The sequence below is a fragment of the Streptomyces sp. PsTaAH-137 genome (genome assembly GCF_003259365.1).
Lineage (GTDB): Bacteria > Actinomycetota > Actinomycetes > Streptomycetales > Streptomycetaceae > Streptomyces.
In genome coordinates, this window is the sequence record NZ_QLLY01000029.1 from 55225 (window position 1) to 77822 (window position 22598).

15 protein-coding genes are annotated in these 22598 nt (G+C 71.4%); 10 read left to right on the forward strand and 5 right to left on the reverse strand.

What is annotated here, in order from left to right; genetic code table 11:
* Positions 1 to 64: 64 nt before the first annotated feature.
* On the reverse strand, positions 65 to 1639 hold the full coding sequence (locus K377_RS38790) for an NADH-quinone oxidoreductase subunit NuoF family protein (protein WP_111668359.1): 1575 nt from the start codon (positions 1637 to 1639) through the stop codon (positions 65 to 67).
* The gene (locus K377_RS38795; RefSeq protein WP_237551448.1) at positions 1636 to 2898 is read right to left on the reverse strand and encodes a ferric reductase-like transmembrane domain-containing protein; all 1263 of its coding nucleotides are present in this window, start codon (positions 2896 to 2898) and stop codon (positions 1636 to 1638) included. Before K377_RS38795 ends, K377_RS38790 begins: the two co-directional genes overlap by 4 nt.
* A 382-nt stretch (positions 2899 to 3280) precedes the next feature.
* Between K377_RS38795 and leuS the strand changes: the two genes are divergently transcribed.
* The 8 genes from leuS (at position 3281) to holA (ending at position 14116) form a co-directional block, all read left to right on the forward strand.
* Positions 3281 to 6205, forward strand: a complete 2925-nt coding sequence (gene leuS / locus K377_RS38800; RefSeq protein ID WP_111668361.1) for a leucine--tRNA ligase — start codon at positions 3281 to 3283, stop codon at positions 6203 to 6205.
* Positions 6206 to 6335: 130 nt separating this feature from the next.
* Positions 6336 to 7022, forward strand: a complete 687-nt coding sequence (locus K377_RS38805) for a hypothetical protein (protein ID WP_111668362.1) — start codon at positions 6336 to 6338, stop codon at positions 7020 to 7022.
* An 84-nt stretch (positions 7023 to 7106) separates the two neighbouring features.
* A complete protein-coding gene (locus K377_RS38810; protein WP_111668363.1) occupies positions 7107 to 7955 on the forward strand; it encodes a DegV family protein in 849 nt (282 codons plus the stop codon).
* Between the two features lie 129 nt (positions 7956 to 8084).
* Positions 8085 to 9080 carry a ComEA family DNA-binding protein gene (locus tag K377_RS38815; RefSeq protein ID WP_111668364.1) on the forward strand — a complete coding sequence of 332 codons (996 nt, stop codon included), beginning with the start codon at positions 8085 to 8087 and terminating at the stop codon, positions 9078 to 9080.
* Complete coding sequence (locus tag K377_RS38820; RefSeq protein WP_111668365.1) at positions 9077 to 11653, forward strand: ComEC/Rec2 family competence protein; 2577 nt, start codon at positions 9077 to 9079, stop codon at positions 11651 to 11653. The genes K377_RS38815 and K377_RS38820 overlap by 4 nt, the downstream gene beginning before the upstream one ends.
* A 212-nt stretch (positions 11654 to 11865) precedes the next feature.
* Complete coding sequence (locus K377_RS38825; RefSeq protein WP_111668366.1) at positions 11866 to 12747, forward strand: YceI family protein; 882 nt, start codon at positions 11866 to 11868, stop codon at positions 12745 to 12747.
* Between the two features lie 50 nt (positions 12748 to 12797).
* Positions 12798 to 13043, forward strand: coding sequence for a hypothetical protein (locus K377_RS38830; RefSeq protein WP_111668378.1), 246 nt, complete (start codon positions 12798 to 12800; stop codon positions 13041 to 13043).
* An 86-nt stretch (positions 13044 to 13129) separates the two neighbouring features.
* A complete protein-coding gene (gene holA / locus K377_RS38835) occupies positions 13130 to 14116 on the forward strand; it encodes a DNA polymerase III subunit delta (protein ID WP_111668367.1) in 987 nt (328 codons plus the stop codon).
* Between the two features lie 265 nt (positions 14117 to 14381).
* On the opposite strand, the gene rpsT is transcribed toward holA, so the two are convergent.
* Positions 14382 to 14648 (reverse strand): 30S ribosomal protein S20, encoded by a 267-nt coding sequence (gene rpsT / locus K377_RS38840; RefSeq protein ID WP_111668368.1) that lies wholly within the window; start codon positions 14646 to 14648, stop codon positions 14382 to 14384.
* A gap of 236 nt (positions 14649 to 14884) precedes the next feature.
* Here rpsT and lepA point away from each other — a divergent pair, with 236 nt between their 5' ends.
* Positions 14885 to 16747, forward strand: a complete 1863-nt coding sequence (gene lepA / locus K377_RS38845; RefSeq protein WP_111668369.1) for a translation elongation factor 4 — start codon at positions 14885 to 14887, stop codon at positions 16745 to 16747.
* 236 nt (positions 16748 to 16983) lie between these two features.
* Positions 16984 to 18873 carry a long-chain fatty acid--CoA ligase gene (locus K377_RS38850; protein WP_111668370.1) on the forward strand — a complete coding sequence of 630 codons (1890 nt, stop codon included), beginning with the start codon at positions 16984 to 16986 and terminating at the stop codon, positions 18871 to 18873.
* A gap of 33 nt (positions 18874 to 18906) precedes the next feature.
* Here K377_RS38850 and K377_RS38855 read toward each other — a convergent pair whose 3' ends face one another.
* Positions 18907 to 19485: a two-component system response regulator gene (locus K377_RS38855; RefSeq protein ID WP_111668371.1), complete on the reverse strand. Its 579-nt coding sequence runs from the start codon at positions 19483 to 19485 to the stop codon at positions 18907 to 18909.
* Between the two features lie 12 nt (positions 19486 to 19497).
* On the reverse strand, positions 19498 to 22598 hold a 3101-nt coding region (locus K377_RS38860), incomplete at its 5' end, for a HAMP domain-containing protein (RefSeq protein WP_111668372.1).

A 22598-nucleotide genomic window follows, 5' to 3' on the forward strand; every position in this document is an offset into this window, starting at 1 on the left:
ATCCGAATCGGATGGCCCGCTTTCGTGTGCGTGTGTGCCCGTGTGTGTCCGGCGGTGGGTCCGGCTACCTGCGGGCGCGGCTGCGGCCCGGTGGCAGCGCGGGCGGTGTCGCGGGGCGCGGCGGGAGCGCCGCGGGGTCTCCCTCGATGCGCAGGGCGAGGGCCGGGCAGCGGCGTACGGCGCGCACGGCGTTCGCCTCCGAGTAGCGCGGCACCGCCGCCTCCGCGACCGAGGGGAAGCCGTCGGGGCCCAGCTGGATCAGCTCCGGCACGATGTCCGCGCACAGGCCGTGCCCCTGGCACAGCGTCCAGTCGACGGCGAGCCGCTTGCCGCTGGGAGCGGCGCTCGCGGGTGCCTCGGTGTGCAGCGGCAGCACCCCGCGCACCGGCCGCCCGCATCCGGCGCCCAGCACGTGCGCGGCCAGGTCGTCGGTGAACGCCGAGATGGTCGACTCGATGAACGCCGCCGACCCGTCGGGGTGCTTGCAGGCGCCCCGGCGCTTCACCGCGCGGGTCACCTCCCGCAGCGCCTCCAGGGCGGTCGGGCCGCCGCCGTTCAGGACGTCCTCCAGGCCGCGCGCCGCCGCCGGGAGCCCGAGGTAGCAGGGCCCGCACTGGCCCGCGCTCTCCGCCGCCAGCCACTGCGCGACCCTCAGGGCCTCGCCCAGCGGGCAGGTGTCGGGACCGATCGGCAGGATCGCGCCCGCGCCCAGCGCACCGCCACAGGCCTCCAGGGAGGCCCGCGAGACGATCGCGTCCTGTGCGCCGACGCCGTCCAGCCACTTGCCGTGATAGCCGCCCGTGAGCACGCCCTGGGGGAGCGGCGGGGCGCCGGCGAGCTGAAGGACGTATCGCAGCGGGACGCCCGAGGGGACTTCGAGGACCATGGGGCGGGCGACCGCGCCGGAGAGCGTGAGCAGCACCGTGCCGGGCTCGTCGTGCAGGCCGGTGCGGCAGTAGCGCTCGGGTCCCGTGCGGGCGGCGATGGCGAGCTGCGCGAAGGTCTCCGCGTTCGACAGCAGCGTGGGCGCGCCGCCCACCCCGGAGTCCGAGGCGCGGACCTTGCGGCCCGGCGGCATCGGCGGTCCGCCGTCCGCCGAGCGGATCAGCGCCGAGGACTCCCCGGTGACCATGCGCACCGGATTGCGCTGCACGCGCGCGCGGAGCGGGGCGCCCCGCCGGTTGGTCAGGCCGCGTTCGGCGAAGGCCGCCTGCATCGAGGCCTCGGTGGAGTCGCGGGTCACGCCGACGACGAGGGTGCGCGCGCCGAGCGCCTCCGCGACCAGCAGGGCGCCGTCGAGGATCAGGTGCGGGGCGCGGTTGATCAGCACCGTGTCCTTGCGGCAGGCCGGTTCGTCCTCGCTGCCGTTGACGACGACCACGGGGCGCACCCCGCGCCGGATCGCCGACTCGGCGACCGCGCGCAGCTTCTTGGCGAACGGGAAGCCCGCGCCGCCCCGGCCGCGCAGCGACACGGCCTGGGCCAGCCGCGCCAACTGCTCGCCCGCCATGGGCTCCAGCGGGCCGTGCACCTTCAGATGCATGTCGAGGTCGAGCCGCTCCACCAGGTCGAACCCGGCGGTCAGCTGGGGAAGGCCGACGACGCGTACTTCCGGGACGTCGGGCAGTGCCGTGTTCACTGCGGTCCTCCGTAGGGCGTGGACCAGGGCTCACCGGAGGACGGTGGCTGGAAGGGGTCGGGGGGCGGTGCGGGGTTTTCGTACGTCCCATGGGGAGCGTCGTTTCCGTACGGGCTGCCATAGGTGGCCTCGTACCGGGGCACGCCTCCGTAGGGCGTGTCGTACGTGGGGTCGTAGGCGGACGGCGGGGCCTCGGCCGGAGGCGGCGGCGAAGGGGCGGGCCAGCGCTGGGTGGCGGGCGGTTCGACGGCGTCCATGGGCGCCGTCAGGGGATCCAGGGTGTCCGCGGCGTCCATGGGGTCCATGCGGTTCATGGCCGGAGGCGGTTCCGCGGGCGCCGCGTAAGGCGTCGCCTGTACGTAGGGGATCGATTCGGTGATCGCCTCCGCGCGCGGGGTGGCAGAAACGGCGCGGTAGGCGGCCGCGAAACCGGCGTCGGGCGGCGCGGGGCGCGGCGGCGTCCCGCTCGCCGGCCGGGGCGGCTGCTCGGCCGCGCTGCTCATGCCGCTCATCGCGCTCATCCCGCGCGGGCCGCGGGTGTCGCGGTCGAGGAGGGTGAGGATGCGGGCCGCCACCCTGGCCTTCACGGGCCTCGGCGCCGCCCGCAGGGCCACGGCCCCGGCGACCGCGAGCAGGCACAGGCAGTACAGGACGGTCACGTACGTCTTCGGCGGCCGGCCCGCGTACAGGCCGTGCATCAGGGCGAAGCACCAGGCCGGATAGGCGAGCATGTGGGTCGCGCGCCAGCGGGCGGCGAGCCGGGCCGGGGAGGCCATGGAGCTGCGCAGCGCGCCGGTGACGCCGGTCGTGACCATCAGCAGTCCGGCGAGCACCCCGAGGCCGATCAGGCCGCTGCTGCCGGTGACGCCCGTGCCGAAGGGGATCAGCGCCCCGATGAGCGTCACGTGCGCGAGCGCCAGCTTCACGCTGACGTGCAGCAGCAGGAAGCCCAGCGAGGCGACCGCCGTGGTCCGGTGGACGGCCTGGGACAGCAGCCGCTGCCGCGAGGTGAGGAACAGCCGGTCCGAGGCCACCAGGCCCCAGACGACGGATGCCGAGAGCGACACCAGGGACAGCACCCCTGTGGTGAAGTCGAGCGCCGCTCTGAAGACGTCGCTCCCCGTGACCACGATCAGGGGGCCGAGCAGGAGCACCGCCGCGCTGAACACCCCCGTGGTCGCGCGGCGGCTCTTACCGGTGGTGCGTGAACTCCGCCCGTTACGGGGCGAGTTCAGTATGTGAGGGGTTCGAGGGTTCATGGGGGCGACTCCGAAAGGTTCGGCACAGTGGACCCACAGCCCGCACTCTAGGTCGCCGCATACCAGCCAGTACGAGGTTTGAGTTATCTCGCCGTTATCTAGAGGAAGCCTGGTATTTGTGTTGCCCCGATAGAGGGTGGTACGCGGAGTAACCCGGGGTGTCCCACGGGGCGCGCGGAAGCCCGTCGCGGCTCCTGCGGGGGCTGCGGTACCCTGACGCCATGCGTGCCGTACGCCTTCTGCTTAGTGAGCCGCGCTGATCAGTCCCGACCCGCCCCAGGCGTGAGGTCGGAATCGGCGCGGCGTCCCCTCCTGTGCGAGGGGCTTTTTCATTTCCGTGAGCGGGCCGCAGGCAGAGACGATCGATGGAGCTTTGAGGATCATGAGCGAGACGAACACCGCCGCCCCTTCCGAGGCGGCGGTCGCGCCGCACCGCTACACGGCGGCCATGGCCGCCGACATCGAGGCACGCTGGCAGGACTTCTGGGACGAGCACGGCACGTACGAGGCGCCGAACCCGAGCGGTGACCTGGCCGGGGAGACCGACGAGGCCAGGGCCGTCGCCGCCCGCCCGAAGAAGTTCATCATGGACATGTTCCCGTACCCCTCGGGTGCGGGCCTGCACGTCGGCCACCCGCTGGGCTACATCGCCACGGACGTCTTCGCGCGCTTCCAGCGCATGAACGGCCACAATGTGCTGCACACCCTGGGCTTCGACGCGTTCGGCCTGCCGGCCGAGCAGTACGCCGTGCAGACGGGCACCCACCCGCGCACGTCGACCGAGGCCAACATGGAGAACATGAAGGCGCAGCTGCGCGCCCTGGGCCTGGGGCACGACAAGCGCCGGTCGTTCGCCACGATCGACCCGGAGTACTACAAGTGGACGCAGTGGATCTTCCTGCAGATCTTCAACTCCTGGTACGACGACGAGCTGAAGAAGGCCCGTCCGATCGCCGACCTGGTCCAGCAGTTCGCGACCGGTGAGCGCGCGGTTCCCGGCGGCGGCTCCTGGTCCGCGCTGAGCGAGGCCGAGCGCGCCGACGTCCTGGGCGAGTACCGCCTGGCGTACGCCTCCGACGCGCCCGTGAACTGGGCGCCGGGCCTGGGCACCGTCCTGGCCAACGAGGAGGTCACCGCCGACGGCCGCTCCGAGCGCGGCAACTTCCCCGTCTTCAAGGCCAAGCTGCGCCAGTGGAACATGCGCATCACCGCCTACGCGGACCGCCTGATCGACGACCTGGACGGCCTGGACTGGCCCGAGGCGATCAAGCTGCAGCAGCGCAACTGGATCGGCCGCTCCGAAGGCGCCCGGATCGACTTCGGCTTCGACGCCGCCTCCGCGAACCGCGACGACGTCATCACCGTCTTCTCGACCCGCCAGGACACCCTGTTCGGCGCCACCTACATGGTGCTGGCCCCCGAGCACGACCTGGTGGAGAAGATCACCCCCGCCGCCTGGCCCGAGGGCACCCACGACGTGTGGACGGGCGGCCACGCGACGCCCGCCGAGGCCGTCGCCGCCTACCGCAAGCAGGCCGCCTCCAAGTCGGACGTCGAGCGTCAGGCCGAGGCCAAGGACAAGACCGGCGTCTTCACGGGTGCGTACGCGATCAACCCGGTCAGCGGCGAGCAGGTCCCGGTCTTCATCGCCGACTACGTGCTGATGGGCTACGGCACCGGCGCGATCATGGCCGTCCCGGCGCACGACGCCCGCGACTTCGCGTTCGCGCGCGCCTTCGAGCTGCCCATGCGGTGCGTGGTCCAGCCGTCGGACGACCGCGGCACCGACACCTCGACGTGGGACGACGCCTTCGTCGCCTACGAGGCGGCGCTGGTCAACTCCTCGAACGACGAGGTCGCGCTGGACGGCCTGGGCGTCGCCGACGCCAAGGCCCGGATGACCGAGTGGCTGGAGCGCAAGGGCATCGGCCACGGCACGGTCAACTTCCGGCTGCGCGACTGGCTGTTCAGCCGTCAGCGCTACTGGGGCGAGCCCTTCCCGATCGTCTACGACGAGGACGGCATCGCCCACCCGCTGCCCGAGTCGATGCTGCCGCTGGAGCTGCCGGAGGTCGACGACTACACCCCGCGCACCTTCGACCCGGACGACGCCGACACCGAGCCCGAGACGCCGCTGTCGCGCAACCAGGACTGGGTCAACGTCACCCTGGACCTGGGCGACGGCCGCGGCCCGCGCCCGTTCCGCCGCGAGACCAACACCATGCCCAACTGGGCCGGGTCGTGCTGGTACGAGCTGCGCTACCTGGACCCGCACAACAGCGAGCGGCTGGTCGACCCGGCCGTCGAGCAGTACTGGATGGGCCCGCGCGAGGGTCAGCCGACCGGCGGTGTCGACCTGTACGTGGGCGGCGCCGAGCACGCCGTGCTGCACCTGCTGTACGCGCGTTTCTGGTCGAAGGTGCTGTTCGACCTGGGCCACATCTCGTCGGCCGAGCCGTTCCACAAGCTGTTCAACCAGGGCATGATCCAGGCCTTCGTCTACCGGGACGCGCGCGGTATCGCCGTGCCCGCCGCCGAGGTGGAGGAGCGCGACGGCGCGTACTACTACCAGGGCGAGAAGGTCTCCCGGCTGCTGGGCAAGATGGGCAAGTCCCTGAAGAACGCCGTCACGCCGGACGAGATCTGCGAGGAGTACGGCGCGGACACGCTGCGCCTGTACGAGATGGCGATGGGTCCGCTGGACGTGTCGCGGCCGTGGGACACGCGCGCGGTGGTCGGCCAGTTCCGGCTGCTGCAGCGCCTGTGGCGCAACATCGTCGACGAGACGACCGGTGAGGTCACCGTCGCCGACGCCGCCGAGGCGGACATCGACGAGGCCACGCTGCGCGCCCTGCACAAGGCGATCGATGGCGTCCGCGGCGACCTGGAGGGGATGCGGTTCAACACCGCCATCGCCAAGGTCACCGAGCTGAACAACCACCTGGTCAAGTCGTACGCGGGCGGCGCGCTGCCGCGCTCGGTCGCCGAGCGTCTGGTGCTGCTGGTCGCGCCGCTGGCCCCGCACGTCGCCGAGGAGCTGTGGCGCAAGCTGGGCCGCACCGACTCGGTCGTCCACCAGGACTTCCCCGTCGCCGACCCGGCCTACGTGGTCGACGAGGCCGTGACCTGCGTCGTCCAGATCAAGGGCAAGGTCAAGGCGCGCCTGGAGGTCTCCCCGTCGATCTCCGACGAGGAGCTGGAGAAGATCGCCCTGGCCGACGAGAAGGTCGTCGCGGCGCTGGACGGCGCCGGTATCCGCAAGGTGATCGTGCGGGCGCCGAAGCTGGTGAACATCGTGCCCGCGTAAGGCACTCAGGGTTGTTCCCTACGGGCAGGTTGGGGGTTCCGCTGGAACCCCTGGCCTGCCCGGTCCGTTTACGGTGGGAGAACGGGTCCGAAGGGTCGGACGGGGCGGGCGGACGAATCGGAGGAGCGCCGTGGAAGCTGTGCTGGTGATCGTGGCGCTGATCTTCATCGCGTTCATCGCCCTCGGCGCGTACGCGACGGTGAAGGCGGTCGGCGCGGCCAAGCGCGGAGTGGACCGCACGGTGGCGCAGGCGCGCAGGACCGTGGAGGACACCACCCTGCGGGCCAAGAGCTTCCAGCCCGGAGCGGCCAGCGAGCTGGCCCAGCTGCGGCTGAGGCTGCGCGGCTCCATGCGCGCCACGCAGGACGCGCTGCACGCGCGCGTGACCGAGGACGAGTCCCTCAAGGAGTCCCTCGGCCTCTTCGCGCGGCTGAGCGCGCACGGGCACGAGCTGGACGGCGAGCTGAAGCGTCTGGAGAGCGAGCCCGACAAGGCGCAGGTCGCGCGTCTCCTGCCGGAGCTGCGGGCCCGTACCGAGCAGATCGCCCAGTCCGCCGACGCCCTGCGGCACGCGGCCCGCGACCGGGCCAGCCGGTTCGCGAGCGACGACCTGGACGCGCTGCGGACCCAGATCGACGTGGAGGCGGGGGCGCTGCGGCACTGGACGACCGAGGTCGCCCCGGACGCGTCGGGCGCCGGTGGATCCGGGCCCGCCACGGCCGGGAGGAAGAAGCCGGACCGGTCCGCGATCGCGCCGCCAGGTGTGCGACCGGTGTATCCGTGGCAGAAGAAACCCCGTCCGGAGAGTACGACTTGATCCCCGGCCGCTCTGCGGCCGACTGACGCCGGTCGCCGGGGGCCGGGCTGCCGACGGCGGGCCTCGCCGGGTAATCTCCGGTGCATGTCCCGCCATGTCGCGATCGTCACCGATTCAACGGCCTACCTGCCGCAGCGGACGATGGAGCGCCACGGCATCACGGCGGTGCCGCTGACCGTGGTCCTGGGTGACCGGGCGCTCGAAGAGGGCACGGAGATCTCCGCTCGCTCGCTCGCCGAGGCGCTGCAGAAGCGCCGGCCGGTGACGACGTCGAGACCCAGCCCCGAGCTGTTCGCCGAGACCTATCGCAAGGTCGCCGAGTCCGGCGCCACCGACATCATCTCGCTGCACCTGTCGGCCGAGTTCTCCGGAACCTACGACGCGGCGGTCCTCGCCGCACGTCAGGCGCCGGTCCCGGTGCGGGTGGTGGACACCGGGATGGTCGCCATGGCGCTCGGCTTCTGTGCGCTCGCCGCGGCGGAGACGGCCGACGCGGGCGGCACCGTCGACGAAGCGGTCACCGCGGCGGAGAAGCGGGCCGCGGGCACCTCCGCGTACTTCTACGTCGACACCCTGGACTATCTGCGCCGCGGCGGGCGGATCGGGGCCGCGCAGGCCCTGTTCGGCTCGGCGCTCGCGGTCAAGCCGCTGTTGCAGCTCGATGGCGGCCGCATCGAATTCCTGGAGAAGGTCCGTACGGCGTCCAAGGCGATCGCGCGGCTCCAGGAGATCGTCGCCGAGCGGGCGGGCAGCGGCCAGGTCGACATCGCCGTGCACCACCTGGCGGCACCGGAGCGGGCGGAGGCCCTGGCGGACTGGCTGCGCGAGCGGGTGCCGGGCCTCGGCGAGCTGCACGTCAGCGAGGTCGGAGCGGTGATCGGGGCGCATACGGGGCCGGGGTTGCTCGGCGCGGTGGTCTCGCCTCGGGCGTAGCTCGGACATAGCTCGGACATAGCCCCGATGTAGCCGGTGTGGGTGACGGAGTTTTCCACAACTGGCTTGTTGTCCCCGGGAATTGAGCAAGATCCACTCGTTTGTCGTGCGGTGCCTACCGTCTCGGACATGGCACTTCGATCACTGTCCAGGACAGCACAGGCATCGGCACCGTCAGCGGCTCGGGCATCCAGCGGGCCGGGGCGCGGGCCCGCGTCCGACAGCCGCGCCCGCGAGCGGCGACAGACCCGGCGTCGCGTGCGGTACGGGGGCGTTCGCGGCGGGGCCGAGGAGGAGACGCGGCTGCGGGCGGAGGCCTTGTTCGCGCCGCCGGGCCGGGACGGTCCCTCGGTGCGGGATCCTGTGCCGGAGGCGCCCGCGCCGGAGACCAGGCCCTCGTCGTGGAGGGAGCGGGCCGCTCTGGCCGTGCGTGACCGGCTGCCGCTGTGGGTGCAGGCCCGCTGCGGTGTCGAGCGGCGGGGCGCGCTGGCGCTTGTCGTGGTCCTCTGTGTCGCCGCGCTCTTCGCCGTTCAGCACTTCTGGGCGGGGCGTACGCAGCCGGTGCGGGCCCCCGAGACGGTGCGGGCGGCGGCTCCGGCGGTGGCCGGGGAGGGCGTCGACCCCGTTCCCTCGCCTGCGCCCGGTCCCGAATCCGGGTCGACGCCGACGGGTGGCACGGGGATCGTCGTGGACGTCGCCGGGAAGGTGCGCCGCCCCGGCATCCAGCGACTGCCCGCCGGGGCCCGGGTCGCGGACGCGCTGCGGGCGGCCGGTGGAGTCCGTCCCGGCGCGGACACGGCGGGGCTCAACCGGGCGCGCCTGCTGACCGACGGCGAGCAGGTCCTGGTGGGTGAGCCGGTGGCGGCCGGTGCGGCCCCGCCGGTGGGGAGCGGCGCCCCGGGCGGAAGCTCTGCCGCCGCTGCTCCGCCCGCCGGGCCGATCGGCCTCAACACCGCGAGTGTGGAACAGCTCGACACCCTGCCCGGCGTCGGCCCGGTGCTGGCCCAGCACATCATCGACTACCGCACCGAGCACGGCGGCTTCCGCTCCGTGGACGAACTGCGCGAGGTCAACGGCATCGGGGACCGGCGCTTCGAGGACCTGCAGAATCTGGTCCGGCCATGACCGGCGCCGAGCAGAGCGACGCCCGCCAAGAGGATCCCGTCGACCTGAGACTGGTCCCGCCCGCGCTGGCGGCCTGGGCGACGACGGCACTGCTGCTGACGGCCCCGGGGTGGTGGGCGGCAGCGGTGGCCACGGTGTGCGCACTCGTCGGCGCGGGGCTACTGATCGCGGCCCGAACCGGAGGGGCGCGGGGAACTGCGCGCCCAGCCACACACGCCCCGCACCGATCCACATACCAGGGCCGCCCGGCACCCCACGAACCCCGCGCCTGGCGGAGCCCCTCCGCCGCGCTGCTTCTCCTCTGCACCGCCGCGGCAGCCGCCTCGGCGGGCCTGCACGGAGCCGACCTGCGCCGTGGCCCGGTACCGGACCTCGCGGCCCGGTACGCCCGGGTCGACGCCGAGGTGGAGATCACCTCCGATCCCCGGCTCACCCGGCCGCGGATCAGCGGGGACCACGCCGCGCCGGCCGCCGTGCTCGTCGAGGCGGACATGGTGCGGGTCACGGCGCCGGACGGCACGGTGTACCGGACCCGGGCACCGGTGCTGGTCATCGCGGACTCGCCCCGGGCGGCAGCGGTCGACCGGAGCGCTGACCCGAGCGCCGGGCCGCGCGGCAGCCCCTGGCTGTCCCGGCTGCCGACCACCCGGCTGCGGGTCACGGGCTCGCTCGCGCCGCCCCTGACCGGCGGCGACCGGGTCGCGGCCGTGCTGCGCGTCCGGTTGGGCGAGCGGCCTCACGTGGTGGGCGCGCCGAGCGGCCCGCAGCGGCTGGCCGGCGCTCTGCGCGCGGGGCTGCGGCGGGCGACGGACGGGCTGCCCGCGGACGCCCGCGCCCTGCTGCCCGGTCTCGTCGTGGGGGACACGGCGCGGGTCACGCCGGAGCTGCACGCGGCGTTCGAGGCGACCGATCTGCTCCACCTGACCGCTGTCAGCGGAGCGAATTTCACGATCCTGCTGGCGCTGCTGATCGGGCCGCCGGGCACCGCGCACCTCGTGGAGAGACGGGGACTCGCGCCCCGGATCGGCCTGCCGCTCCGGACGACCGCGGTGCTCGGCGGTGGGCTGACGCTCGGCTTCGTCGTCGTGTGCAGGCCCGAGCCGAGCGTGCTGCGGGCGGCGTCGTGCGGGCTGATCGCGCTGCTCGCCGTCGCCACGGGACGCCGCAGATCCCTGATCCCCGCCCTGGCCACGGCCGTGCTGCTGCTCGTCCTCTACGACCCCTGGCTGGCGCGGAGTTACGGGTTCCTGCTGTCGGTGCTCGCCACCGGTGCGCTGCTCACCCTCGCCCCGCGCTGGAGCGCGGCCCTGCGCGCACGCCGGGTGCCGGGGCGGCTCGCCGAGGCGCTCGGCGCGGCGGCCGCCGCCCAGGCCGTGTGCGCGCCCGTCGTCGCCGTCCTCGCGGCGCGGGTGAGCCTGGTGGCGGTGCCGTGCAATCTGCTGGCGGAGTTCGCCGTCGCGCCCGCGACCGTGCTGGGGTTCGCGGCGCTCGCGGCGGCGCCGGTCGCGATGCCCGTGGCGGAGTTCTGCGCCTGGTGCGCGAGTTGGCCCGCGGGCTGGATCGCCGGGATCGCGCGGACGGGAGCCGCGATGCCGGGCAGCGGTGTGGACTGGCCGGGCGGCTGGCGCGGGGGAGCGCTGCTCGCGGTCGGCACGGCGTTGCTGGTCGTCGTGGGGCGCAGAGCGCTCAGGTCCGCGTGGGTCTGCGGGGCATGTGCGCTGCTGCTCCTGCTGGTCGTGGTGCAGCCCGCGCCCCTGACCCGGGTGATCACGGGCTGGCCGCCGCCGGGCTGGCGGCTGGTGATGTGCGACGTCGGGCAGGGGGATGCGCTGGTGCTCGCCGCCGGGCCGGATGCCGGGATCGTGGTGGACGCCGGGCCCGACCCGGTGCGCGTCGACCGGTGTCTGCGCGCGCTGGGCATCACCAAGATCCCGTTGGTGCTGCTCACGCACTTCCACGCGGACCATGTGGCGGGCCTGCCGGGGGTGCTGCGGGGGCGGTCGGTCGGGGCGATCGAGACCACGGGGTTCGCGGAGCCGGCGGATCAGGCCGTCTTCGTCCGGCGGCTCGCTGCGGCGCACGGACTCACAATGGTCCGGGCGGTGGCGGGGGAGCGGCGCAGAGCGGGACCGCTCGACTGGCAGGTGCTGTGGCCGCCACCGGGTCCCGGGCCCGGTCCGGACGGGCCGAACGACGCGAGCGTCACGCTGCTGGTGCGGACCGGCGGGCTAACCCTGCTGCTGCTCGGCGACCTCGAACCGGCCGCGCAGCGGGCGCTGACGAGGAGCGGCGCGGGCGCCGGGCTGTCCCGGGTGGACGTGCTGAAGGTCGCCCACCATGGTTCGGCCTACCAGGATCCGGGGCTGCTGCGGCGGGTCGCGCCCCGGCTCGCGTTGATCAGCGCGGGGGCCGGCAACCCGTACGGGCATCCGGCTCCGCGGACCATGGCGGCGCTGCGGGCGCAGGGGACCGCCGTGCTGCGGACGGACCGGGACGGAGCGATCGCCGTCGTGAGCGGCGGGTCCGGGGCGCGGGGCGGAGCCGGTCTGGAGGTGGCGCACGGCGGACCCTGACGGCGCCGACGGCGTTGGACCGGTGAACCCGGCACGGCGGACAGGTGGTTCGAGCGTGCAGGAAGCGAAGACCGGCACCGGTTCGCGGTCGCCCAAATGCTACCCGTGAGTAGAAATGGGCCCGTGTTGCCTCGAATGCCGCAACGGTGGTCGAATGCTTCTTCGTTGAAGAAGTGACGACACTCGTCAAGGCGTACTGGGGTGGGTAGTTCATGTTCGGCCGCAGGCTGGGAAACCGTACGAACCGGGCTCAACGGGCAAATCCCTTGGCGGCGGTGACGGTCCCGCCCAGCGCGGGCGTCCTGAGCTGCCGGGTCCTCGACCCGGTCAACGAGCCGGTGCGCGGCGCCGAGTTCGCGGTCAGCGACGCGATGGGGCGCAAGGTGGTGAGCGGCGGGACCGACCCGTACGGCTCGTTCATGGCGGCCGTGCCCGCCGGGGACTACCGGCTCGCCGTCTCGGCCGAGGGGTTCGCGCCCTACCGGGTCAGCGCCACCGTCGCCGAGAACGCGCACGCCTCGCTCGGTGATGTCACGCTCCAGGTCGCGCCGCCGCCCCAGCTGCCCAAGTCCGGCGAGTGGGAGATCGAGCCGACGCACTCCTCGATCGCGTTCACGGCGCGGCACATCGGGCTCGCCCGGGTCCACGGCCGGTTCAACACCTTCGCCGGCGCACTGCGGATCGCCGACCGCGTCGAGCAGTCCGCGATGCACGTGGTCATCGACGCGTCGTCCATCGACACGAACGTGAAGATGCGCGACGACCACCTCAGGTCCGCCGACTTCCTCGACGTCGACCGCTTCCCGACCCTGGAGTTCTACAGCGACCGCTTCGTGCACAAGGGCGGCAGCCGCTGGGCGATCACCGGCGCGCTCTCGCTGCACGGCGTGACCCGCACGGTCACGCTCGACGCCGAGTACCTGGGGATCGGCAACGGCATGGAGGGCGAGACCCGCGCCGCCTGCCGGGCCACCACCGAACTGCACCGGGACGACTTCACCGTCAGCTGGCAGACGATGCTGGCGCGCGGCATCGCCGTCGTCGGCTCCAGTGTCCGCATCGAGCTCGACGTGCAGATCGTGCCCAAGGACTGATCGTGGTCCCCGAGGACCGATCCGGGGCGCGGGTGGCCGAAGATGGTGGCGTGAGCGATGTGAGACACGTGCTGGTGCTGCCCGACCGCGACGCGGCGGAGGAGGCCGCCGAAGCACTCGGCGACCGTTTCGGTGTGGCCGAGGAGCCGCAGCTCGTACGGGACGCGCTGGCCGGTGAGGACGACGCCGAGGACGCCCAGTGGCTGGTGGTCGTGGAGGACCCCGACGGGCGGCTCGATCCCGGAGAGCTGGACGGGTTCGCGGGGGAGTGGGACGGGTGGCTGGAGGCTCCCTGAGCACCGGCCGCTGATTCCCGATCCCGGCTTTGGTGGGTGGGCCGGGCGGGCCGGGTTGTCGGTGGCGCGTGGGATGCTTGACCGCGATGGCCAGGAAGACTGCAAACGATGATCCCCTCGCCCCGCTCACCGTCGCGGTGGGCCAGGAGGACCTGCTGCTCGACCGCGCGGTGCAGCAGGTGGTGGCCGCTGCCCGGGCCGCCGACGCCGACACGGATGTCCGCGACCTCACCCCCGATCAGTTGCAGCCCGGGACGCTCGCGGAGCTGACGAGCCCGTCGCTGTTCGCCGAGCGCAAGGTCGTCGTCGTACGCAATGCGCAGGACCTGTCGGCGGACACCGTCAAGGACGTGAAGGCGTACATCGCCTCGCCCGTCGAGGAGATCACGCTCGTCCTGCTGCACGCCGGTGGCGCCAAGGGCAAGGGGCTGCTCGACGCGGCCCGCAAGGTGGGCGCGCGGGAAGTCGCCTGCCCGAAGATGACCAAGCCCGCGGACCGGCTGTCGTTCGTGCGCTCGGAGTTCCGCACGCTCGGCCGTTCGGCCACGCCCGAGGCGTGCCAGGCGCTCGTCGACTCTCTCGGCAGCGATCTGCGGGAGCTGGCGTCCGCCTCCGCGCAGCTCGTCGCCGACATCGAGGGGACCATCGACGAGGCCGTCGTCGCGCGCTACTACACCGGGCGGGCCGAGGCGTCCAGCTTCACCGTGGCCGACCGGGCCGTGGAGGGGCGGGCCGCGGAGGCGCTGGAGGCGTTGCGGTGGTCGCTGGCCACCGGGGTCGCGCCGGTGCTGATCACCAGTGCGCTGGCGCAGGGGGTGCGGGCCATCGGGAAGCTGTCCTCCGCGCGTGGGGGGCGGCCGGCGGATCTTGCCCGGGAGCTGGGGATGCCGCCGTGGAAGATCGATCGGGTGCGGCAGCAGATGCGGGGGTGGACTCCGGACGGGGTCGCCTTGGCGTTGCGGGCCGTCGCCGAGGCGGATGCCGGGGTCAAGGGGGGCGGGGACGATCCCGAGTACGCCCTGGAGAAAGCCGTTGTCGCCGTGGCCGGGGCCGCGCGGGCGCGGGGGCGTTAGCCGGTCATCGCGGGGGCCGTCCCTGGGGGCTGCGCCCCCAGACCCCCCCTGTCGGCCTTCGGCCTCGTCCTCAAACGCCGGCAGGCTGAAATCAGAAAAGCCAAAGGCCCCGCCCTTCTCAGCCAAGAAGGGCGGGGCCTTTGGTCACGCTCTGGGTGAACCCACACCCGCGTGGCGAACGCAGTCGCGTGTGGGCTCGGGGGCCGGTCGGGGGCGGATGAGAGAGGGCCCGCCCGGGTCCTACCGGGTACAGATCAGGTCAGGTTCAGCCCTGGAGGGAAGCGACCTTCGAAGCAAGCGCCGACTTCTTGTTGGCGGCCTGGTTCTTGTGGATGACGCCCTTGGCGACGGCCTTGTCGAGCTGACGCGCGGCAGCGCGCTGGAACTCGGTGGCCTTCGCGGTGTCACCCGCGGCAGCGGCCTCGCGGGCCTTGCGGATCGCGGTCTTCAGAGAGGACTTGACGGCCTTGTTGCGCAGCCGGGCCTTCTCGTTGGTCTTGTTCCGCTTGATCTGGGACTTGATGTTCGCCACGAAATGAGCCTTTGCAGGTTCAGGCACGGGGCCGGTGAAGGACCCGTACCGGTGATTTTCTCTGAGTGTGTGCCTCGCGCTGAGAGGGCATGAGACACAGCTGACCACGGTACCAGCCGTACTCCCACCGGCCCAAACCGGTCCCAGTGCCCCGGCCATGGGACCATGGAAGCTACGTATCGATCCCAACCGAGGCCGACCTGAGGCAAACGGCGCCTCAAGAGACAGGACCCTGCGTGCCCGCGACCCCTAAGAATGTGCCCGAGCCGAGCCGTACCGACCCGGCTCTGATCCGCAATTTCTGCATCATCGCGCACATCGACCACGGCAAGTCCACGCTCGCCGACCGGATGCTCCAGCTGACCGGCGTTGTCGAGCAGCGGCAGATGCGTGCTCAGTACCTCGACCGGATGGACATCGAGCGCGAGCGCGGCATCACGATCAAGTCCCAGGCGGTGCGTCTCCCGTGGGCCCCGACCCACGACAAGAGCAATACGCACATCCTCAACATGATCGACACCCCGGGCCACGTGGACTTCACGTACGAGGTGTCGCGGTCGCTCGCCGCGTGCGAGGGGACGGTCCTGCTCGTCGACGCCGCGCAGGGCATCGAGGCGCAGACTCTCGCCAACCTGTACCTGGCGATGGAGAACGACCTCAAGATCATCCCGGTGCTCAACAAGATCGACCTGCCGGCCGCCCAGCCCGAGAAGTTCTCCGAGGAGCTGGCCAACCTCATCGGCTGCCAGCCCGAGGACGTGCTCAAGGTCTCCGCGAAGACCGGCATGGGCGTCGAGGCGCTGCTCGACAAGGTCGTCGCCGAGATCCCGCAGCCGGTCGGCGTGAAGGACGCCCCGGCCCGCGCGATGATCTTCGACTCGGTCTACGACTCGTACCGCGGTGTCGTCACCTACGTCCGTGTCGTCGACGGCCAGCTCAACAAGCGCGAGCGGATCCGGATGATGTCCACCGGCGCCACGCACGAGCTGCTGGAGATCGGTACGAACTCGCCGGAGATGCTGGCCGCCGACGGGCTCGGCGTCGGTGAGGTCGGTTACCTGATCACCGGTGTGAAGGACGTCCGGCAGTCCAAGGTCGGTGACACCATCACCAGCCAGCAGAAGGGCGCCGAGGAGGCCCTCGGCGGCTACAAGGACCCGAAGCCGATGGTCTTCTCGGGCCTGTATCCGCTCGACGGCTCGGACTACCCCGAGCTGCGCGACGCCCTCGACAAGCTCCAGCTCAACGACGCGGCGCTGGTCTACGAGCCGGAGACCTCGGCCGCGCTCGGCTTCGGCTTCCGCGTCGGCTTCCTCGGGCTGCTGCACCTCGACGTGATCCGTGAGCGTCTGGAGCGCGAGTTCGGGCTCGACCTGATCGCCACCGCGCCGAACGTGGTCTACCGCGTCGACATGGAGGACGGTGCCGAGCACATCGTCACCAACCCGAGCGAGTTCCCCGAGGGGAAGATCGACAAGGTCTACGAGCCGGTCGTGCGCGCCACCATCCTCGCGCCGTCCGAGTTCATCGGCTCGATCATGGAGCTGTGCCAGACCCGGCGCGGCACCCTGCTCGGCATGGACTACCTCTCCGAGGACCGCGTCGAGATCCGCTACACGCTGCCGCTCGCCGAGATCGTCTTCGACTTCTTCGACCAGCTGAAGTCCAAGACCCGGGGCTACGCCTCGCTCGACTACGAGCCCACCGGCGAGCAGACCGCGCACCTGGTGAAGGTCGACATCCTGCTGCACGGCGACAAGGTGGACGCCTTCTCCGCGATCACCCACCGCGACCAGGCCTACGCCTACGGTGTGCGGCTCGTCGCCAAGCTGCGCGAGCTGATCCCGCGGCAGGCCTTCGAGGTGCCGATCCAGGCGGCCATCGGCTCCCGGGTCATCGCCCGCGAGACCATCCGCGCCATCCGCAAGGACGTCCTCGCCAAGTGCTACGGCGGTGACATCTCGCGTAAGCGCAAGCTCCTCGAGAAGCAGAAGGAGGGCAAGAAGCGGATGAAGATGGTCGGTTCCGTGGAGGTTCCGCAGGAAGCCTTCATCGCGGTCCTGTCCAGCGACGACAGCGGCGGCAAGAGCAAGAAGTAGTCACCGGAGCAGTCCCGGCGGACAAAAGCGGTGGGCCCGGCACGCACAGGCGTGTCGGGCCCACCGCTTTTGTGTGGGCCCTGTGTGGGCAGGTACGGATGGGGTGGTCCTCGGTGAAGTCGGAGGCCGGAGCCCCTTACGCACCGGGGCAGTGGCCCTTACCCTGATCACTGCTCAATGGTTACTCGCCAGTTAAACAAGCCGCGTTTCAACAGCCGCGGGCCCCGGAGGACGTCGTGAGCGACACACAGACCCTGATCGAGAACCGGCCGCCTTCCGTGGCGTCTCTCTTCCTGGAGCGCGTGGCCGCCACACCTGATGCCGAGGCCTATCGCTACCCGGTGCCCGCGGCCGCAGGCCCGGCCCCGGACGAGTGGAAGTCGCTCAGCTGGGCGCAGGCCGCACAGCGGGTCTACGCGATCGCCGCCGGACTCGTCGAGCTGGGTGTGCGGGCCGAGGAGCGGGTGGCGCTCGCCGCCTCGACCCGGGTCGAGTGGATCCTCGCCGACCTCGGCATCATGTGCGCCGGCGCGGCGACCACCACCGTCTACCCGCAGACCAACGCCGAGGAGTCGGCGTTCATCCTCTCCGACTCCGAGTCGAAGGTGCTCATCGCCGAGGACGCCGCCCAGCTCGCCAAGGCGCGCGAGCGCCGGGCCGACCTGCCCGAGCTGCGCCATGTCGTCGTGGTCGACGCGACCGGCGTCGAGCCGGACGCCGCCGACCCCGACGGCTGGCTGCTCACCCTGGAGGACCTGGAGGCGCGCGGCGCCGCCTACCTGGAGAAGAACCCGGAGGTGGTGAAGGAGCGCGTCGGCGCGATCCACAAGGACCAGCTCGCCACCCTCATCTACACCTCCGGCACCACCGGCCGCCCCAAGGGCGTCCGCCTCCCGCACGACAACTGGGCGTACATGGCGAAGGCCATGTCGGCGACCGGGCTCATCGGCCCGGACGACGTGCAGTACCTGTGGCTGCCGCTCGCCCACGTCTTCGGCAAGGTGCTGATCAGCGGGCAGATCGAGGCCGGGCACGTCACGGCCGTGGACGGCCGCGTCGACAAGATCATCGAGAATCTGCCGGTCGTGCAGCCGACCTACATGGCCGCCGTGCCGCGCATCTTCGAGAAGGTCTACAACGGGGTCGCCGCGAAGGCGCGGGCCGGTGGCGCCGCCAAGTACAAGATCTTCCAGTGGGCGGCCGGGGTCGCGCGCGAGTACGCCAAGGTCAGCCAGGACAACTTCCGCAGGACCGGTGTGGCGTCCGTGCCGTTCGGCCTCTCGTCCAAGCACAAGGTCGCCGACACCCTCGTCTACAGCAAGCTGCGCGAGGCCTTCGGCGGCCGGCTGCGGGCCTGTGTCTCCGGCTCCGCCGCGCTGGCCCCCGAGATCGGCTACTTCTTCGCCGGTGCGGGCGTCCACATCCTGGAGGGCTACGGCCTGACCGAGTCCTCGGCCGCGTCCTTCGTCAACCCCGGCGAGGCCTACCGCACCGGCACGGTCGGCAAGCCGCTGCCCGGCACCGAGGTGCGGATCGCCGACGACGGCGAGATCCTGCTGCGCGGCCCCGGCATCATGGAGGGCTACCACGGGCTGCCCGACAAGACCGCCGAGGTCCTGGAGAGCGACGGCTGGTTCCACACCGGTGACATCGGCGAGCTGTCCGTCGACGGCTATCTGCGGATCACCGACCGCAAGAAGGACCTGATCAAGACCTCCGGCGGCAAGTACATCGCGCCCGCCGAGGTCGAGGGCCAGTTCAAGGCCGTCTGCCCCTACGTCTCCAACATCCTGGTGCACGGCGCCGACCGGAACTTCTGCACCGCCCTCATCGCGCTCGACGAGCCGTCGATCCTGGAGTGGGCGAAGGACAACGGCCTGGAGGGCAAGACGTACGCGGACGTCGTCGCCGCCCCCGCCACCGTCCAGCTAGTCGAGGGCTATGTCGCGGAGCTGAACCAGGGCCTGCAGCGCTGGCAGACCATCAAGAAGTTCAAGCTGCTGCCGCGCGACCTCGACATCGAGCACGGCGAGCTGACGCCCAGCCTCAAGCTCAAGCGGCCGGTCGTCGAGCGCGAGTACAAGGGCCTGCTCGACGAGATGTACGCCGGTACGCGCGAGGGCTGATCCCCGTCACGAACGCCGCTGGGGCGCCCCGGGTCAGGGGCGCCTCAGCGTGCGCAACGTTTCCTCCATCTCCGAGACGCGGGCGCGCAGTGCGGAGACGTCGGGCTGCGGATGCTCGGCCAGCAGGTGCTCGATCGAGGACATCCGGCCGGCCAGCGCGTCGAACTGCGCCTGCTCGCGGGCGAGCAGCCGCTCCAGCTGCTGGCTCTTGCGGTGCAGATCGAGGAAGACGGTGACCTTGGCGCGCAGCACCCATGGGTCGAAGGGCTTGGTCAGATAGTCGGCCGCCCCGGTCGCGTAGCCGCGGAAGGCGTAGCCCGCGTCCGCGTCCGTGCCGGTGAGGAAGATGATCGGGACGTCCTTCGTCTGGTCGAGGCGCTTGATGTTCGTCGCCGTCTCGAAGCCGTCCATGCCCGGCATCCGGATGTCCAGAAGGACGACCGCGAACCGGTGCCGCAGCAGTGCCTTCATGGCTTCCTCGCCCGAACGGGCCCGCACCAGCGGCTCGTTGAGCGATCCGAGGACCGCTTCGAGCGCTACCAGGTTGTCCTCCATGTCGTCGACCAGGAGGATGCTGGCCCGGTCCAGTGAACCGGCTTCTGTGATGGTCATGGTGACGGTGCCTCACTCCAGCGTCGGTGGGGCCACGGACTCTCCCTCGTGGGGTGTCCCCGAGTCGGTGGTGTCCCCCGCGGTGGCGTCGGGCGACAGCAGATCGCAGACGACGGTCAGCAGTTGGTCGACATCCACGGGTTTCGGTACGTAGTCGTTGGCGCCCTTGGCGATCGACTTCTCGCGGTCGCCGGGCATCGCCTTCGCGGTCAGCGCCACGATGGGCAGTCCGGCCCACTGCGGCGTCGCGCGGATGACGGAGATGGTCTCGTAGCCGTCCATCTCCGGCATCATGATGTCCATCAGGACCAGTTCGATGTCCGGGTTGAGCTCCAGGGTGTCGATGCCCTCGCGGCCGTTCTCCGCGTAGAGCACGGGCATGCCGACCCGGCCCAGCACATGGGTCAGCGCGAAGACGTTGCGGATGTCGTCGTCGACGATCAGGACCCGGCGCCCGGCGAGCACCTGCCCCGCGCGGCCCGCCTTCCACTGCTCCAGCTTGGTGGGCGTGGGCCAGTTGTCCTCCTGCTCGTGCAGGGGGTACGAGTCCGGGGCCATGGTCTGCTGCTCCGGTACGAGCACCGGCCGCTGGCCCCCGTGCGCGGCGATCTGCCCCGGCTCCGCGACCGGCTCGTGCGGCTCGTGGCTGGGGTGGCGCACCGGCACGTACAGCGTGAACGTCGAGCCGTGGCCCGGCTCGCTCTCGGCGATGATGCGGCCGCCGAGCAGCCCGGCGATCTCCCGGCTGATGGACAGGCCGAGGCCCGTGCCGCCGTACTTGCGGTTCGTGGTGCCGTCGGCCTGCTGGAACGCCTCGAAGATGACGGGGAGTTTGTCGCGGGCGATGCCGATGCCGGTGTCGGAGACGGCGAACGCGATCAGGTCGTCGCTGTCGCGCACGTACTGGTGCTCGGGGTCCTTGACCCGGGCGACGCGCAGCTCGACCTTGCCGTTCGCGGTGAACTTGATCGCGTTCGACAGCAGGTTGCGCAGGATCTGCTGGAGGCGCTGCTCGTCGGAGAACATCTCCCGCGGCACGTCCTCGCCGACCGTCACCTCGAAGGCGAGACCCCGGTCGAGGGTGATCGGGCGGAACGTCGCGTGCACGTAGTCGAGAAGCTTGATCAGCGGCAGCTTCTTGGGACGCACGTCCATCCGGCCGGCCTCGATCTTCGACAGGTCGAGGATGTCGTTGATGAGCTGGAGCAGGTCGGACCCGGAGCGGTGGATCGTCGTCGCGAACTGCACCTCCTGGTCGTTGAGATGCCCGTCCGGGTTGTCGGAGAGCAGCCGGGCCAGGATCAGCAGCGAGTTCAGCGGTGTACGGAGTTCGTGCGACATGTTCGCCAGGAACTCCGACTTGTACTGGGACGAGGTCGCCAGCAGGGCCGCCTTCTCCTCCAGCTCGGCGTTCGATCGCTGCAACTCCGCCTGCTGCCGCTGGAGTTCGTTCGAACGTTCCTGCAACTGCGTCGCAAGGCGCTGCGACTCTCCGAGCAGGGACTCCGTGCGGGAGTTGGCGATGATGGTGTTGATCGCGACGCCGATGGTGTTGACGAACTGGTCGAAGAAGGCCAGGTGGACGTCGGAGAAGCGGGAGAAGGACGCCAGCTCGATCACGCCGAGGAGCTTGTCCTCGAAGAGGATCGGGATGATGACGACCGAGGCCGGGGCCGCTTCGCCCAGACCGCTGTTGATCTTGATGTAGTCCGGCGGTGCGTCCTCGACGAGGATGCGCTTCTTCTCCAGGGCCGCCTGGCGGACCAGGCCGTGCACCGGCATGCCGCCCGTGTCGACGACCGAGGCCGCCGCCGACGCGTACCCCGCGATGTAGGCCAGGCCCTTGGTGGGGATGGCCGGGCGGATCGGGGTGTCGCCCTCGTCGGGCTCGGCGAGGAAGAACGCCCCGTACTGGGCGTTCACCAGCGGCGTCAGCTCGCGCAGGATCAGGTCGGCGACCTCCATCAGGTCGCGGTGGCCCTGCATCAGGGCCGCGAGCCGCGCCAGGTTCGACTCCAGCCAGTCCTTCGCGCGGGTCGTCTCGCGGAGGTTGGCCACCATCAGGTTGATGTTGTTCTTCAGCTCGGCGACCTCGCCCTGCGTCTCCACCGTGATGGAGCGGGACATGTCGCCGGAGGTCACCGCGGAGGCCACCTCGGCGATCGCGCGGACCTGCGTCGTCAGGTTCGACGCCAGCTCGTTCACGTTCGTCGTCAGACGCTTCCAGGTGCCGTACACGCCCTCCACCCGCGCCTGGCCGCCGAGCTGGCCCTCGGAGCCCACCTCGCGGGCCACACGCGTGACCTCGGACGAGAAGGACGAGAGCGTGTCGACCATCGTGTTGATGGTCGTCTTCAGTTCGAGGATCTCGCCGCGCGCGTCGACGTCGATCTTCTTGGACAGGTCGCCCTGCGCCACCGCGGTGGCGACCTGCGCGATGTTGCGCACTTGGGAGGTCAGGTTGTCCGCCATGTAGTTGACGTTGTCGGTCAGGTCCTTCCAGACGCCCGACACGCCGTGCACGGTTGCACGCCCGCCGAGGCGCCCGTCCGTTCCCACCTCGCGGGCCACACGGGTCACCTCGTCGGCGAAGCCGCGCAGCTGCTCCACCATCGTGTTGACGGTGTCCTTCAGCTCCAGGATCTCGCCGCGCGCGTCGACCGAGATCTTCTTCGACAGGTCGCCCTGCGCCACGGCCGTGGTGACCTGCGCGATGTTGCGGACCTGGGAGGTCAGGTTCGACGCCATGAAGTTGACGTTGTCGGTGAGGTCCTTCCAGACGCCCGACACGCCCCGCACCTGGGCCTGACCGCCCAGGTTGCCCTCCGTGCCGACCTCGCGGGCGACACGCGTGACCTCGTCGGCGAAGGCGGAGAGCTGGTCGACCATCGTGTTGATCGTCGACTTCAGCTCCAGGATCTCGCCCTTCGCCTCGACGGTGATCTTCTTGCCGAGGTCGCCCTGGGCCACGGCCGTGGACACCAGGGCGATGTTGCGGACCTGGGAGGTCAGGTTGTCCGCCATGAAGTTGACGTTGTCGGTGAGGTCCTTCCAGACGCCGGAGACGCCTCGGACCTGGGCGCGGCCGCCCAACTGGCCCTCGGTGCCCACCT